This window comes from Micromonospora sp. SCSIO 07396, assembly GCF_053667945.1.
The window spans coordinates 7,318,433-7,333,076 of record NZ_CM132210.1; the positions used below are offsets into that span (position 1 = coordinate 7,318,433).

The following is a 14,644-nucleotide window of genomic DNA, read 5'->3' on the forward strand; positions in this document are numbered from 1 at the left end:
GCCCGCCCCCATGACGCAAACCTCTTGATCGCCGGGCCCCACCCTCGGCGGGGACGGGTGGCGTTGAGGTGGTCGGTGGTCGGCGAGCGTGATCAAGAGGTTCGGGTCATTCTCGGGCGGCTGGATGACGTAAACCTCTTGATCACCCCTGCGAGGCCCGTTGGGGCGGGGCAGGTGGGCAGGTGGGTCGGGTGATCAAGAGATTTACGTCAGGCTGCTGATCGAATTTGACGTAAAGGTCTTGATCAACACAAATGGGGCGGGTGGGCGCGGGCGGGGCGGCGCGGGTGGGTGCGGGTGGGGAGTGGGGTCAGGTGGGGGAGATGGTGGGCCAGGGGAGGGTGAGTTCGCCGTGCCGCCAGCGGTGGGGGCGGTCGAGGACGGGCCAGCCGGCGGACCGCAAGGTGCCGACGGCGGTCAGCCACCGTTGGCGGGGACCGAACGGGGCCAGCCCGGCGGCGGCGTGCCAGGCGTTGTCCAGGGCGCGGAGCAGGGCGTGGATGCGTTCACCCGGCACGTTGTGGTGGATCAGCGCCTTCGGTAGGCGCTCGGCCAGCTGGGCCGGGCCCTCCAGCGTGGTCAGTTTGGCGGCCAGGGTCAGCGTCCGGGGGCCGGTGGCGTCGATCAGCAGCCAGCCGGCCAGCCGACCCAACTCGTCGCAGGTGCCCTCCACCAGCACCCCGTCCGGGGCGAGCCGGTCGGTGACCGTCCGCCAGGCGTCGGCGACCTCGCGCTCGTCGTACTGGCGGAGCACGTTGAACGCCCGGACCACGGTGGGCCGCAACCCGGCCAGTTCGAAGCCGCCCCGGGCGAACGTCAACCCCGGCGGGTCGGCGGCCGGCGCGGCGGCGGCCACCCGTACCGGATCGATCTCCAGCCCGACCACCCGGACGTCGGCGCGGACCCGGGCGGCCAGCCGGTCGCGCAGTTCGACGGCGGTGACCGGGGTGGCGCCGTAACCGAGGTCCACCACCAGCGGGTCGGCGGCGGCCCGTAACCGGTCGCCGCAGGTCTCGACGATCCAGTTGTCGACCCGGCGGAGCCGGTTGGGGTTCGTCGTTCCCCGGGTCACCACCCCTACCGGCCGCTGCCGGCCCCGGTCAGCCATCCCGGGTCACTGCCCGACCCGGTGCACCTTGTGCTGGGCGGCCTGGGCCAGCGGGCGGACCACCAGCCGGTCCACGTTGACGTGGTGCGGGAGGGTGGCGCACCAGGCGACGCACTCGGCGACGTCGGCGGCCACCAGGGGCTGCGCCACCCCGGCGTAGGTGGCGTCGGCCTTCGCCGAGTCCCCGCCGAAGCGGTTCAGGCTGAACTCCTCCGTCCGGACCATCCCGGGGTCGATCTCCACCACCCGGACGGGCCGGCCGCACAGCTCCAACCGCAGGGTGCCTGCCACGGCGGTCTGCGCGTGCTTGGCCGCGCTGTATCCGCCGCCGCCCTCGTACACGGTGAAGCCGGCGGTGGAGGAGACCATCACGACCGTCCCGGCGCCGGAGCGCTCCAGGGCCGGCAGCAGGGCCTGGGTGACCCGCAACGTGCCGAGCACGTTCACGTCGTACATCCACTGCCAGTCGGCGACCGAGCCGGTCTCCACCGGGTCCAGCCCGCGTGCCCCGCCGGCGTTGTTGACCAGGACGGTGACCGGCCCGGGGGCGTCGTCGGCGGCGCGGGCCAGCCCGGCCACCGACTCGTCCGAGGTGACGTCGCAGGCCACGGCGGTGGCGCTGCCGCCGGCCGCCGCGATCTCGGCGACCAGCGCGGCGAGCCGGTCGGTGCGGCGGGCGGCGGCGAGCACGTGGAAACCCTCGGCGGCGAGCCGGCGGGCGGTGGCCGCGCCGATCCCGCTGGACGCCCCGGTGACGATCGCGACAGAGGTCATCACGCCATTCTCACCCTGGCGACGGGACCGGCCGCCCCGGGTCCGGTGATGAGGTCCGTCACGCCCACGGCCCGGGGCGAGGCATTTCCGAAGCCCGATGGGGAAGATTGCATCCGGCGTGCAGGTTGACGGAGGAGCGCCGGTCGTGCGGGACGGCATCAACCCTGACAGAGGGAGCGGACGTGGCGGATCAGCACACCGGTGTCGGGCGTCAGCGAGGTGCCCTGCCGTGGCCCCGGCCCCGCCGGATCGCCACCCTGTCGGTGCACACCTCGCCGTTGCACCAACCGGGCACCGGTGACGCGGGTGGCATGAACGTCTACATCCTGGAGGTCGCCCGGCGGCTCGCCGAGGCGAACGTCGAGGTGGAGATCTTCACCCGGGCCACCTCCGGTGACCTGCCCCCGGTGGTGGAGATGGCCCCCGGCGTGCACGTCCGGCACGTCACCTCCGGCCCGCTGGAGGGGCTGACCAAGGAGGAACTGCCCGGTCAGCTCTGTGCCTTCACCGCCGGGGTGCTGCGGGCCGAGGCGGCCCGCCCGCCGGGCCACTACGACCTGATCCACTCGCACTACTGGCTCTCCGGGCAGGTCGGCTGGCTGGCCAAGGAGCGCTGGGGGGTGCCGTTGGTGCACACCGCGCACACCCTGGCGAAGGTGAAGAACGCCCAGCTCGCCGCCGGCGACCGGCCGGAGCCGAAGGCCCGGGTGATCGGCGAGGAGCAGGTGGTCGCCGAGGCCGACCGGCTGGTCGCGAACACCCGGGCGGAGGCCACCGACCTGGTCGACAGGTACGCCGCCGACCCGGCCCGGGTGGCGGTCGTCGAGCCGGGGGTGGACCTGGCGCGGTTCCGGCCCGTCGTCGGGGACCGGGAGGTCGCCACCCGCGCCGCCCGTCGCCGGCTGGGCCTGCCCACCGACGGGTACGTCGTCGCGTTCGTCGGCCGGATCCAGCCGTTGAAGGCCCCGGACGTGCTGGTCCGCGCGGTCGCCGCGTTGCGGGAGCGCGATCCGGTCCTCGCCGACCAGGTGACCGTGGTGATCTGCGGCGGCCCGAGCGGCAGCGGCCTCGACCGGCCCACCTCGCTGATCGAGCTGGCCGGGTCGTTGGGGGTCGCCGACCGGGTGCGTTTCCTGCCGCCGCGCACCGGTGACGACCTGCCCGCCCTCTACCGGGCGGCCGACCTGGTGGCGGTGCCCTCGCACAACGAGTCGTTCGGGCTGGTGGCCCTGGAGGCGCAGGCCTGCGGCACGCCGGTGGTCGCCGCCGCCGTGGGTGGCCTGGTGACCGCCGTCCGGGACCAGGTCAGCGGCGTGCTCGTGCGCGGCCACGACCCGGGCGACTGGGCCCGTACGCTGGCCCGGTTGCTGCCCGACCGGGCCGGCCGGGAGGCGCTGGGCCGGGGGGCTGCCCGGCACGCCCGCAGTTTCTCCTGGGAGCGCACCGTGTCCGGGCTGCTCGCCGTGTACGGAGAGGCGGTCACCGGGCACCGGGAGCGGTTGGCGGCCCGGCTGGCCGACGGGCCGGCGCTCACCGGCTCCTGGTGACCGGGTGCCCCGCCCGGCGTCGTCGGGTGGGGCGGCCACGGCGGCCGTAGAGTGGGTCCGATGAGCGCGAAGAGCGAGCTGGCGGCCCTGATCGAGGCGGTCTGCACCGAACGGGAGCTGGACTGGGAAGCCACCGGTGAGGGCTCGTACGCGGTCACCCTGCCGGGCACCCACAAGCTGAAGACGATCTGCAACCTGATCGTCGGTGAGCACGCGCTGCGGGTCGAGGCGTTCGTGATGCGTCAACCCGACGAGCGGCGTGAGGAGCTGTGGGCGTGGCTGCTGCAACGCAACGCCCGGATGTACGGGGTCGCGTTCTCGATCGACGCGGTCGGGGACGTCTACCTGACCGGGCGGGTCAATCCGTCGGCCGTCGACGCCGACGAGTTGGACCGGCTGCTCGGCTCGGTGCTCAGCTACGCCGACGAGTCCTTCGACACGATGCTGGAGATCGGCTTCGGTAGTTCCATCCGCCGGGAGTGGGAGTGGCGGGTCAAGCGGGGCGAGTCGACGGCGAACCTGGCCGCCTTCGCCCACCTGTTCACCCCGTCGTCAGGTGGTTCGGACCGGTCCTGACGGGTATGCCGCAGCGCTGCGGCGCGGCAGTGTGGGACCCGCCGCAGGCCGAGGACGGACTGTCGAGGAGCGTGTCATGGCTCAGCGGAACAGCTCAGGTCGCGGCGCGACGGCGACCAGGACCACGCGTCAGGCCGGCAACCGGACCCCGAACACGCCGGGCATCTCCGAGTCGGAGATCTCCCGGATGCGGGTCGACGACATCCGGGGTCAACTGCGCCGGCGGGGGGTCTCGGGGATCTCCGCGTTGCGCAAGCCGGAACTGGTGAAGACGCTCGCGCGGACGTTGCGCGCGGAGGGTCGGGCCGGCGGTGCCGCCCGACGCAGCACCGGCCCGTCCGGCCGGGCGCCGGCCCGCAAGACGCCGGCCCGCACGGGCACCGCCGGGGCGGCGAAGGCCACCCCGTCGCGGGCAGCGGCGAAGGCGACGCGGGCGAAGGCCGCCCGCGCCACCGGTGTCCGCACCGGGCGGTCCACCTCCCGTTCGGTACGCTCCGCGCAGGTCATCACGTCTCCGGCGGACCGTCCGGAACGTCCGGGCCGGAGCCTGGTGACCACCAACCACCAGGTGATCCGGAACTGGGCCGCGGCCCGGGGGGCAAAGCCGGCGACCATTGCGGGCACCGAGCGTAACGGCCGGCCGGGGGTGCTCACCTTCGACCTGCCTGGTTACCGGGAGAGTCGTCGGCTGCGCGTGGTGAGCTGGGACGACTGGTTCCGGACGTTCGACGGCCGCAGGCTGAACCTGATCTTCCAGGAGCAGTTGCGGGACGGCCGGCAGAGCAATTTCTTCCGCACCGAGTCACCCGATCGGGAAGCCGGCTGAGGGGTTTACCGGAATGGCTGCCGGGTAGCCGCGTGTTGGCAGTCACGGAGCCCGGAGCAGCGGCACCGAGCAGGGACGGTAGGTGTTGTGACCGGCGAGACAGTGCTCGAAGGTTGAATCCGGAATCCGGGCGAACTAACTTTATTGCACCGCGTCACGCTCGGAAACGTTCGGGGGAGCGGCGGATCGATCAGATCCGTGCACCGAGCGAGACGCAAATCGGGTGGAGCACGCCGTTGGGGGACGGTGCCACCCGGGAACCGGCGGCGCGAGCGGGCGACGCTTACGGGGGTGAGGGTCGCCCGCCGCCGCCGGGCAGGCGGTACGAGCGCCCACCGCGACCATCGGGTCGCCGGTGGGCGCTCTGCCGTTGTGGCTTCTTTCGTCGCTCCGTGCCCCCGTCGCTCCGCAGCCCCGCCGCTCCGCGGCCCTGCTCCTCCTCGGCCCCGTTCGGCCTCGGCCCCGTTCGGCCGACCGGGCAAGCAAGCTCCATGGTGTCGCGGAACGTGGTTCCAGCCCTCGGCCCGGAGGACCGGATGGCCCGAGCGCGTCCTTTCGAGCTGATGTCGTCAACGATTCAGGCGACCGGCGACCGGCGACCGGCGACCGGCGACCGGCGACCGGCGACCGGCGACCGGCGACCGGCGACCGGCGAGCGGCGACCGGCGAGCGGCGACCGGCGACGGCAACCGGCGACCGGCGAGGGGCGAGGGGCGAGCGGCGACGGCAACCGGCGACGGGCGAGGGGCGACCGGCGACCGGTGATGAGTGACTCGTGACAGGCGACAGGACCCAAGCCCTCATCGAAGAGGGCTGCTGCACCCGGGCGGCGGGCGGCGGGTGCTGGGCGGCACTCGTGCCGACGTCGAAGCCGGTGTGAGTCGCTGAGGTCATCAGGTCTAAAGGACGCGCTCGGTGTATGTCTGCCCCGCCCAGCTACGCGATGACCTGCGGCACTTCGGGTCGCCGGGGTTCCGGCGGATCGGATCCGGGCGGGCAGGGGTGGATCCCGGTGGGCAGGGGCGGGCCCGGCCGGATGGTCGTCCTGGCAGGTGGTCGTCCTGGCAGGCGAAGTCCGGCCGGGTGGGGTTCGGCCGGGTGGGATTCGAGCGGGTGGGGTTCGGTCGGTGCGGGCGGGCAGGGGCCGATGAAGCAGCCCAGGGGGTGGGGTCGGCGGCGGTGGGCGTACTCAGGCGGGGGTACGGGCCGTGACCGGCTCGGCGGGTGCGCTCCGCACCCCGGCCTCGGCCGACGGCGGGGCCGGCGGCGCAACTGCGGTGACCGGCACGACCGGAGTCCCGGGGCGGCGCAGGCGGGCCGCCCGACGTTCCCGGGCCGGCCCGGACAGCAGGTGGGCCAGCGCGGTCGCCGCGCCGATCCCGGCGCAGCCCAGCCAGAGCGTGGCGTTGCCGGCGTGTTCGCGCACCAGCCCGCCGAGCAGCGGGGCGACCGCCCCGGCCACCTGCCAGGACAGCGAGAACACCCCCTGGTAGCGACCGCGCAGTTCGGCGGGGGAGAGTTCGGCGATCAGGGTGGCGTTGGACGGGGAGTTGAGCATCTCGCCGAGCGTCCAGATCAGCACGGTGAGCCCGAAGAACCAGGCGGCGTCGGCGAACGCGGTCAGCCCGAAGCCGACGCCCATCACCACCGAGGCGAGGGCGAGCACGTGCGACCGGCTCCGTCCCCGGATCAGCCGGGGGACGAAGAGCTGCCCCACCACGATCAGCACCCCGTTGAGCGCGATCACCGATCCGTAGGTGGCGGGGGACAGACCGGCGTCGCCCATCGCGATCGGCAGCATCGAGAGGTGCTGGAGGAAGACCAGCGCGCCGAACAGGTTGAGCACGACGAAGCCCAGGAACACCCGGTCGGCGGCGATGGTGCGCAGCGCGCCCACCCGGGGCGGACCGGCCGGGGCGGGCACGCCCTTGGCGGTGCCTGCCGTCGGGCGGCGGGTCTCGCCGACCTTGACGAAGATGATCAGCGCGGTGACCAGCGTGGTGGCCGCGTCGACCACGAACAGCAGCAGGTAGCCGGCCTCGGCGGCGAGGCCGGCGAGCACGGCGGCGCAGGCGAAGCCCAGGTTGATCGCCCAGTAGTTGAGCGAGAACGCGCGCAACCGGTCCCGCTCCGGCACCACGTCGATCATCATGGCCCCGAAGGCCGGCCGGGCGGCCTCGGCGAACGTGCCGAGCAGCAGTGCGCCCACCGCGACCGCCCAGAGCGGCCGGGCGAAGCCCAGCATCAGCATCATGGTGGCCGCGCCCAGGTGGGCGGTGAGCAGTGTGGGCCGCCGTCCCCACCGGTCGACCAGGGTGCCGCCCACGGTGGTGCCGACCGCGCCGCCGACCCCCCACAGGCCCATCACCAGGCCGGCCTGGGCGGCCGAGAAATGGCGGGCCTGGGTCAGGTAGATGGCGAGGAAGACCAGCACGAACGAACCGAGCCGGTTGATCAGCGTTCCCGTCCAGAGGTACCAGAAGGTCCTCGGTAGCCCGCCTGTGGTCTCCCGGAACCAACCCCGCACCGTCCGCACGCCCGCGCCCCCGCTCAGGTAATGACCGCTGTCCTTGAAGCGCCTTACAACCTAGTTCCGGGGTCGGACACCGGTCATCCGTTTTTCCACGTGGTGGTCGTCACCACCACCGCCCGCGTGTCCCCGGACGCGGTGCGGCAGGATGATCGGCATGACTGCGAGCGAGGGGCCCACCGTCGGGACGCTGGTCCTGCTGCGGCACGGCGAGAGCGACTGGAACGCGAAGAACCTCTTCACCGGCTGGGTCGACGTCGACCTGACGGCCAAGGGCGAGGCGGAGGCGCGTCGCGGCGGCGAACTGCTGCGCGAGCACGGCCTGCTGCCGGACGTGGTGCACACCAGCGTGATGCGCCGGGCGATCCGCACCGCCGAGCTGGCGCTGAACGCCGCCGACCGGCACTGGATCGCGGTGCGTCGGTCGTGGCGGCTCAACGAGCGCCACTACGGCGCCCTACAGGGCAAGAACAAGAAGCAGACCCTCGACGAGTACGGCGAGGAGCAGTTCATGCTCTGGCGTCGCTCGTATGACACGCCGCCGCCGCCGATCGCCGACGACGACGAGTTCTCCCAGGTCGGTGACCCGCGCTACGCGCTGCTGCCGACCGAGCTGATGCCGCGCACCGAGTGCCTCAAGGACGTGGTGCACCGGATGCTGCCGTACTGGTACGACTCGATCGTGCCGGACATCCTCGCCGGCCGTACGGTGCTGGTGGCGGCGCACGGCAATTCGCTGCGTGCCCTGGTCAAGCACCTCGACCAGATCTCCGACGAGGCGATCGCCAAGCTGAACATCCCCACCGGCATCCCGCTGCGCTACGACCTCGACCCGCAGCTGCGCCCGCTCGCCCTGGGCGGGACCTACCTCGACCCGGCCGCCGCCAAGGAGGCTGCTGCCGCGGTCGCCAACCAGGGCCGCTGAGCTGACGGAAGGGCCCCGGCCCGGCGGAGCTCGCCGGGCTGGGTCCCTCTCTCACGCGGTGCGGGTCAGCCCGCGGCGGGAGCGGTCTCGCCGGTGATCAGGTAGACCACCCGCTCACCGGCGTTGACCGCGTGGTCGGCGAACCGCTCGTAGAACCGGCCGAGCAGGGTGGCGTCGATGGCGGTCTCCACCCCGTACGGCCACCCGTCGCCGAGCAGGATGCCGAACAGGCTCTTGTGCAGGTCGTCCATGACGTCGTCGTCGCGGTCCAGTTCGGCGGCGATGTCGGCGTCGGGGGTGGCCAGCACCTTGGCGATCTTCTCGGCCATCCGGTCGGCGACCGAGGCCATGTCGGTGAAGACGGGCCGCAGCTCGGCCGGCACCGCCGGGGAGGGATGCCGGCGCAGCGCCGTCTTCGCCACGTGGTCGGCCAGGTCGCCCATCCGCTCCAGGTCGGCCGCGACGTGCAGCGCGGTGATCATCGCGCGCAGGTCGGAGGCGACCGGCGCCTGCCGGGCGAGCAGGTCGCAGACCCGCTCCTCGACGTGCTGGTAGAGGTCGTCGATCTCGGCGTCCCGCGCGATCACGGCCTCGGACGCCTCGCGGTCGGCGGTCAGCAGGCCGCGGGTGGCCTGGCGCATCGCGGCGCGTACGCCGTCGGCCATGTCCACCAGCAGCTGGCTGACGATCTGCAGGTCGGCCCGGAACTCGTCGCGCATCGTCACTTCCTGGGGTCGGTGCCGCCGGTGGTCGGGGGGACCGCTGGCGTACGGGTTGAGCAGGTGCGGAACCCACCGTAGGCGGGGGCGACGGGAGCCCAGATGAACCCGGATGAACGACGCGGGGCCCGGGAGTGAATTTCTCCCAAAGCGAGAGTGGTTCGTCCTGTTATGGGCGATAGCCAGGTTAACAATGACCCTACGATCGCCGGGTGGAGTGGGCGGTGGCGATCGTGGTGGCCCTGGTGACCGGACTGGTCGCCGGGCTGCTGCTGGCGCGCCCCGTCCAGACCTGGCGGCGTCGCGCGACGCCGTCCGGGGGCGAGGGCCCCCACGGGGACCTGGGGAGGCGTGCGATTCCCGACGACCAGTCCGGCGGGCTGAGCGGGCTCGGCCGCAAGACCATCGACTCGCTGCGCGCCGGTGTCGTGGTGCTCGGCCCGGACGACGTTCCGGTGCTGGTGAACCCGGCCGCACGGGCGATGGGGCTGCTCCGTACCGGTGCCACCCCCGGCTCCATCGCGGCCCACCCGCTGATCCGTACCCTCGCCGGGCAGGTCCGGCGGACCGGGGTGCGCCGCGAGATCGAGCTCGACCTGCCCCGTGGCCGCGACAACGCCGGGGAGAACCCGCTCGGCGTGCACCTGCGGGCGATGGGCATCGGCGGCGGGTACATCGCCGTCGAAGCCGCCGACGTCACCGAGTCGCACCGGCTCGCCCGGGTCCGGCGGGACTTCGTGGCCAACGTCAGCCACGAGTTGAAGACCCCGATCGGGGCGCTGCAACTGCTCGCCGAGGCGCTCGTCGACGCCACCGAGCCGGCCGACGGCGCACCCGACCTCTCCGAGGACATGCTGGCCGCCCGCCGGTTCGCCGAGCGCATCCAGCACGAGTCGACCCGGCTCGGGCGGCTGGTGCAGGAACTGCTGGAGCTGACCCGGCTCCAGGGCGCCGAGCCGCAACCCGCGCCGGAACCCGTCGCGGTCGACTGGGTGATCGCCGAGGTGCTCGACCGGACCCGCACCTCGGCCACCGCCCGCCGGGTCCAGGTGGTCACCGAAGGACAGCGGGGCCTGACCGCGTACGGCAGCGACAGCCAGCTCGCCACCGCCGTGTCCAACCTGGTGGAGAACGCGATCACCTACTCCGGCGAGGACACCACCGTGCGGGTCGTCACCCGGGCCGACGACGACCACGTCACCGTCTCCGTCACCGACCAGGGGATCGGCATCGCCCCCACCGACGTCGACCGGATCTTCGAACGGTTCTACCGGGCCGACCAGGCCCGGTCCCGCGCCACCGGTGGCACCGGCCTCGGCCTGGCCATCGTCAAACACATCGCCAGCAACCATGGCGGCCGGGTGGAGGTGGCGAGCACCCTGGGTGGGGGGTCGACATTCACCCTCCGGCTACCCGCCAGCCCACCGGACGCCCTGGAGTCGCTACTGCCGTCCGCTGGTATCGAGCCCGGCCCGACCGTCCCTGCGCCGGGCCTGACCGTAGGAAAGGAAACACCCCGTTGAGCCGCGTACTGGTGGTCGAGGACGAGGAGTCGTTCTCCGACGCCCTGTCGTACATGCTCCGCAAGGAGGGTTTCGAGGTCTCCGTCGCCGCGACGGGCACCTCCGCCCTCACCGAGTTCGACCGGACCGGCGCGGACATCGTGCTGCTCGACCTGATGCTCCCGGAGATGTCCGGGACGGAGGTCTGCCGGCAGCTGCGGCAGCGCTCGCACGTGCCGATCATCATGGTGACCGCCCGGGACAGCGAGATCGACAAGGTGGTCGGGCTGGAGATCGGTGCCGACGACTACGTCACCAAGCCGTACTCGCCCCGGGAGCTGGTGGCCCGGATCCGGGCGGTGCTGCGCCGGCAGAGCCCCGAGGTGACCGAGTCGGGTGCCCCGACGCTGGCCGCCGGCCCGGTCCGGATGGACATCGAACGGCACGTGGTGACCGTCGACGGGGCGGCCGTGCAGCTCCCGCTCAAGGAGTTCGAGCTGCTGGAGCTGCTGCTGCGCAACGCCGGCCGGGTGCTCACCCGGGGGCAACTGATCGACCGGGTCTGGGGTGCCGACTACGTCGGTGACACCAAGACCCTCGACGTGCACGTCAAGCGGCTGCGTTCCAAGATCGAACCGGAGCCGTCGGCACCCCGGTTCATCGTCACCGTGCGCGGGCTGGGCTACAAGTTCGAGCCGTAGGCCGGCACACCGTTCACCCCTGCGGGCTGGCCGGGTGCGGGGCGATCTGGCCCTGGCCCAGCCGGGCCGCGCACAGCTCGGCCAGCTTCGCGTACGCGGGCGCGCCGACCAGCGCGGTCAGCTCCGGGCCGTACGACAGGTACATCGGCTCGGTGCCGACGTGCGCGTCGGTCGACGAGGTGCACCACCAGTCCAGGTCGTGCCCGCCTGCGCCCCAGCCCCGCCTGTCGAACTCGGCGAGCGTCGACACCAGCACCTTCGTGTCGTCGGGGCGGGTGGTCCACTCCTGGTCCCGACGGATCGGCAGCTGCCAGCAGACGTCCGGCTTGTACTCCAGCGGGTGCACCCCGTCGCGCAGCGCCTGGCCGTGCAGCGCGCACCCGCCCCCGCCGGGGAAGTCGGCGTCGTTGAGGAACACGCACGGGGCGTCCTCGCCCCGGGTGGCCGTCCGCCGGGCCGGGTTCTTGCCGTCGATCGTGTCGGTCGCGGTCCAGTTCTTCGTACCCTTGCGGAAGTGCTGCCAGGTCTGCGGGGTGAGCCGCTTGACGGCCGCCCGGACCCGCTTCTCGTCGTCGTCGTCGGTGAAGAACGCGCCGTGTGAGCAGCAGCCGTCGGTGGCCCGCCCGGCGACGATGCCGTGGCAGCCCCGGCCGAAGACACACGTCCAGCGGGACAGCAACCAGGTGAGGTCGGCGCGCACCAGATGCCGCTCGTCGGCCGGGTCGACGAACTCGATCCACTCCCGGGGAAAGTCCAGCCCGACCTCCCGGCTGCGGGGGTCGTCGGGGTCGTCCACCAGCACGTGCAGCTCCACCTGGCTCGTCACCCGGACCAGCGTACGCGTGAGTGAACCGGCCGGCCGGCGTGCCGTCGAAACGTGGCGGCCCTAGGGTCTTCTCATGCGGCTGGGTGTGCTCGACGTCGGTTCCAACACGGTGCATCTGCTACTGGTCGACGCGCACCACGGCGCGCACCCGTGGGCGGCGCACTCCGAGAAGGTGGTGCTGCGGCTGGCCGAGCAGCTCGGCCCCGACGGCGCGCTCACCCGGGCCGGCGCCGACGCGCTGGTCGAGGCGGTCGGGGCGGCCCGTGCGTCGGCCACCGCGTTGGCCGCCGACGACCTGCTGGCCTTCGCGACCAGCGCGGTGCGCGACGCCACCAACGCGGCCGAGGTGCTGACCCGGGTCCGCGAGGAGACCGGCGTACGGCTGGAGGTGCTGTCCGGGGCGGACGAGGCGCGGGCGACGTTCCTCGCGGTCCGGCGCTGGTTCGGCTGGTCGGCGGGGCGGTTGCTGGCGATGGACATCGGCGGCGGCTCGCTGGAGCTGGCCGCCGGCATCGACGAGGACCCGGAGGTGGCGGTGTCGCTGCCGCTGGGCGCCGGCCGGTTGAGCCGGGACCGGCTGCACGTCGACCCGTCGGGGCTGACCCCGCCGACCGCCGAGGCCGTGGAGGAACTGCGCGAGTACGTCGACGCGCAGCTCGACCCGGTGGTGGAGAAACTGGCCGGGGTGGGCTGGGAACGCCCGGTGGCCACCTCCAAGACGTTCCGGACGCTGGCCCGGCTGACCGGGGCGGCCCCCTCCTCGGCCGGCCTGTGGGCGCGGCGCAGCCTCACCCGCACGGGGCTGCGGCAGGTGCTGGGGTTCGTCAGGCACATCCCGCCGGCCCAACTGCCCGAGCTGGAGGGGGTGAGTGCCGGCCGGGCCCACCAGCTGCTGGCGGGGGCGGTGGTGGCCGAGGCGGTGCTGCGCCGGCTCGACGTGCCGGCGGTGGACATCTGCCCGTGGGCGCTGCGTGAGGGCGTCATCCTCAGACGGTTGGATCAGCTCGAACCGATGTGACGTACGCCGGTCGTTGCGCGGCTTTTGCCGCTGCTCGTCCGGAACTGTGGTGGCGGCCCCGGTTACCCTCGGGGATGTGACTTCCCGCGTCCCGGTGCTCCTGTCCAGTTCCTCGGTCTTTCCTGAGCGGACCGCGGCGGCGTTCCAGCTCGCCGCGGCACTCGGCTACGACGGGGTCGAGGTGATGGTCTGGACCGACGCTGTCAGCCAGGACGCCGGCGCGCTGCGTGGGCTCGCCAAGCACTACGGCGTCCCGGTGCTGTCGGTGCACGCCCCCTGCCTGCTGGTCACCCAGCGGGTGTGGAGCCCCGACCCGTGGGTACGGCTGCGCCGGGCCGCCGAGCTGGCCGACACGCTGGAGGCGCCCACGGTGGTGGTGCACCCGCCGTTCACCTGGCAGCGCGACTACGCCCGCAACTTCGCCGACGGGCTGCACACCGTCGCCGACCGGTTCACCGGGCTGCACTTCGCGGTGGAGAACATGTACCCGGTGCGGATGGCCGGCCGGCAGTTCGTGCCGTACGTGCCCGGTTGGGACCCGACCGAGGTCGGCTACCCCGCGTACACCCTCGACCTGTCGCACTGCGCCGCGTCGCACAGCGACCCGCTGGCGATGGCCGACCGGATGGGTGCCGGCCTGGCCCACGTCCACCTCGGCGACGGCACCGGCGAGGGCCGCGACGAGCACCTGGTGCCCGGCCGGGGCACCCAACCCTGCGCCGAACTGCTCCGTTCCCTGGCCGGACGCGGCTTCACCGGCTCGGTCGCGGTGGAGGTCACCACCCGGGGCGCCAAGAGCCGCGCCGTCCGCGAGTCCGACCTCCGCGAATCCCTCGCCTTCGCCCGAGCCCACCTGACCGCCCCCACCCCCCTCAACGCCTAACCCCCACCCCGCCCCCTCCCTCCCCCTCCCCGTCCCCCGCCCGCTTCGCCCCGGTGATCAAGAGGTTTGCGTCATGTTCGGGCGTGAATCTGACGTAAACCTCTTGATCACCGAGGCGGCACGGCAGGGCAGGGCGCGGCAGGGAGGGAGGGGGAGGGGTCAGGGGACCGGGGTGAGGGTGGGTTGTTCGGCGGCGCGTTTGCGGGCGCGGTGGGCGGCCACGTGCGAGCGGGTGGCGCAGCGCTCCGAGCAGAACCGGCGGCAGCAGTTCGACGAGGTGTCCAGGTAGACGTTGCCGCAGCGTTCGTCGGCGCAGACCCCGAACCGGGCGCTGCCGTACTCGCAGAGCCACACCGACAGGCCCCACGCCGCGCCGGCCAGGTATTCGGCGCTGACCGACGCGCCCCGGCTGGTCACGTGCATGTGCCAGTCGCTGGAGTCGTGGCCGGAGATGCGCGGCTGCACCGGGAACGCCTCCAGCAGGGCGTTCAGTTCGGCCACCGCCTGGGCGTCGCGCCCCGAGGTGCCGTACTCGAAGACGTCGCGCAACCGCTTCTGCGCCCGTCGGAAGACCGCCAGGTCCCGGTCGGCCACCTCGTCGCGCATCCACGCGTTCTCGTCCGGAAAGAGGGCCCGCAGGTCGTCGAGGCCGTCCAGGCGGGCGTTGACGAGGTCAACCCCGGTCCTGGCGTACGCGTCGAAGTTCACC

At 73.1% G+C, this 14,644-nt stretch carries 14 protein-coding genes; 8 read left to right on the forward strand and 6 right to left on the reverse strand.

Features of this window, described 5'->3' with window-relative positions:
- Nucleotides 1-310: 310 nt before the first annotated feature.
- Nucleotides 311-1,108 carry a class I SAM-dependent methyltransferase gene (locus ACWCHM_RS32250; RefSeq protein WP_421489999.1) on the reverse strand — a complete coding sequence of 266 codons (798 nt, stop codon included), beginning with the start codon at nucleotides 1,106-1,108 and terminating at the stop codon, nucleotides 311-313.
- A 6-nt stretch (nucleotides 1,109-1,114) separates the two neighbouring features.
- Nucleotides 1,115-1,882: an SDR family oxidoreductase gene (locus ACWCHM_RS32255; protein ID WP_454221124.1), complete on the reverse strand. Its 768-nt coding sequence runs from the start codon at nucleotides 1,880-1,882 to the stop codon at nucleotides 1,115-1,117.
- A gap of 182 nt (nucleotides 1,883-2,064) precedes the next feature.
- On the opposite strand from ACWCHM_RS32255, the gene mshA reads away from it, so the two are divergent.
- The 3 genes from mshA (at nucleotide 2,065) to ACWCHM_RS32270 (ending at nucleotide 4,831) form a co-directional block, all read left to right on the forward strand.
- Entirely contained in the window at nucleotides 2,065-3,429 is a 1,365-nt protein-coding gene (gene mshA / locus ACWCHM_RS32260; RefSeq protein WP_281902571.1) for a D-inositol-3-phosphate glycosyltransferase, read from the forward strand.
- A 60-nt stretch (nucleotides 3,430-3,489) separates the two neighbouring features.
- The gene (locus ACWCHM_RS32265) at nucleotides 3,490-4,005 is read left to right on the forward strand and encodes a type III secretion system chaperone family protein (protein WP_204957601.1); all 516 of its coding nucleotides are present in this window, start codon (nucleotides 3,490-3,492) and stop codon (nucleotides 4,003-4,005) included.
- A gap of 76 nt (nucleotides 4,006-4,081) precedes the next feature.
- Complete coding sequence (locus ACWCHM_RS32270) at nucleotides 4,082-4,831, forward strand: hypothetical protein (RefSeq protein WP_454221126.1); 750 nt, start codon at nucleotides 4,082-4,084, stop codon at nucleotides 4,829-4,831.
- Between the two features lie 1,189 nt (nucleotides 4,832-6,020).
- On the opposite strand, the gene ACWCHM_RS32275 is transcribed toward ACWCHM_RS32270, so the two are convergent.
- Entirely contained in the window at nucleotides 6,021-7,367 is a 1,347-nt protein-coding gene (locus ACWCHM_RS32275) for an MDR family MFS transporter (RefSeq protein WP_454221128.1), read from the reverse strand.
- Nucleotides 7,368-7,518: 151 nt separating this feature from the next.
- Here ACWCHM_RS32275 and ACWCHM_RS32280 point away from each other — a divergent pair, with 151 nt between their 5' ends.
- A complete protein-coding gene (locus ACWCHM_RS32280; RefSeq protein ID WP_145921842.1) occupies nucleotides 7,519-8,286 on the forward strand; it encodes a phosphoglyceromutase in 768 nt (255 codons plus the stop codon).
- Nucleotides 8,287-8,351: 65 nt separating this feature from the next.
- On the opposite strand, the gene phoU is transcribed toward ACWCHM_RS32280, so the two are convergent.
- Nucleotides 8,352-9,005 carry a phosphate signaling complex protein PhoU gene (phoU, locus tag ACWCHM_RS32285; protein ID WP_204957604.1) on the reverse strand — a complete coding sequence of 218 codons (654 nt, stop codon included), beginning with the start codon at nucleotides 9,003-9,005 and terminating at the stop codon, nucleotides 8,352-8,354.
- Nucleotides 9,006-9,217: 212 nt separating this feature from the next.
- Here phoU and ACWCHM_RS32290 point away from each other — a divergent pair, with 212 nt between their 5' ends.
- Together ACWCHM_RS32290 and ACWCHM_RS32295 are read left to right on the forward strand one after the other, a co-directional pair.
- Entirely contained in the window at nucleotides 9,218-10,528 is a 1,311-nt protein-coding gene (locus ACWCHM_RS32290; RefSeq protein WP_281902579.1) for a sensor histidine kinase, read from the forward strand.
- Complete coding sequence (locus ACWCHM_RS32295) at nucleotides 10,525-11,208, forward strand: response regulator transcription factor (protein ID WP_067314784.1); 684 nt, start codon at nucleotides 10,525-10,527, stop codon at nucleotides 11,206-11,208. The genes ACWCHM_RS32290 and ACWCHM_RS32295 overlap by 4 nt, the downstream gene beginning before the upstream one ends.
- A gap of 13 nt (nucleotides 11,209-11,221) precedes the next feature.
- Here the strand turns inward: ACWCHM_RS32295 and ACWCHM_RS32300 are convergent, their stop codons facing one another.
- On the reverse strand, nucleotides 11,222-12,034 hold the full coding sequence (locus ACWCHM_RS32300) for a hypothetical protein (protein WP_454221131.1): 813 nt from the start codon (nucleotides 12,032-12,034) through the stop codon (nucleotides 11,222-11,224).
- Between the two features lie 73 nt (nucleotides 12,035-12,107).
- Between ACWCHM_RS32300 and ACWCHM_RS32305 the strand changes: the two genes are divergently transcribed.
- Nucleotides 12,108-13,052, forward strand: a complete 945-nt coding sequence (locus ACWCHM_RS32305) for a Ppx/GppA phosphatase family protein (RefSeq protein WP_204957607.1) — start codon at nucleotides 12,108-12,110, stop codon at nucleotides 13,050-13,052.
- Between the two features lie 76 nt (nucleotides 13,053-13,128).
- Nucleotides 13,129-13,935 carry a sugar phosphate isomerase/epimerase family protein gene (locus tag ACWCHM_RS32310; protein WP_204957608.1) on the forward strand — a complete coding sequence of 269 codons (807 nt, stop codon included), beginning with the start codon at nucleotides 13,129-13,131 and terminating at the stop codon, nucleotides 13,933-13,935.
- A gap of 159 nt (nucleotides 13,936-14,094) precedes the next feature.
- Here the strand turns inward: ACWCHM_RS32310 and ACWCHM_RS32315 are convergent, their stop codons facing one another.
- Nucleotides 14,095-14,643 carry a CGNR zinc finger domain-containing protein gene (locus tag ACWCHM_RS32315; RefSeq protein WP_454221133.1) on the reverse strand — a complete coding sequence of 183 codons (549 nt, stop codon included), beginning with the start codon at nucleotides 14,641-14,643 and terminating at the stop codon, nucleotides 14,095-14,097.
- Nucleotide 14,644: the final 1 nt, after the last annotated feature.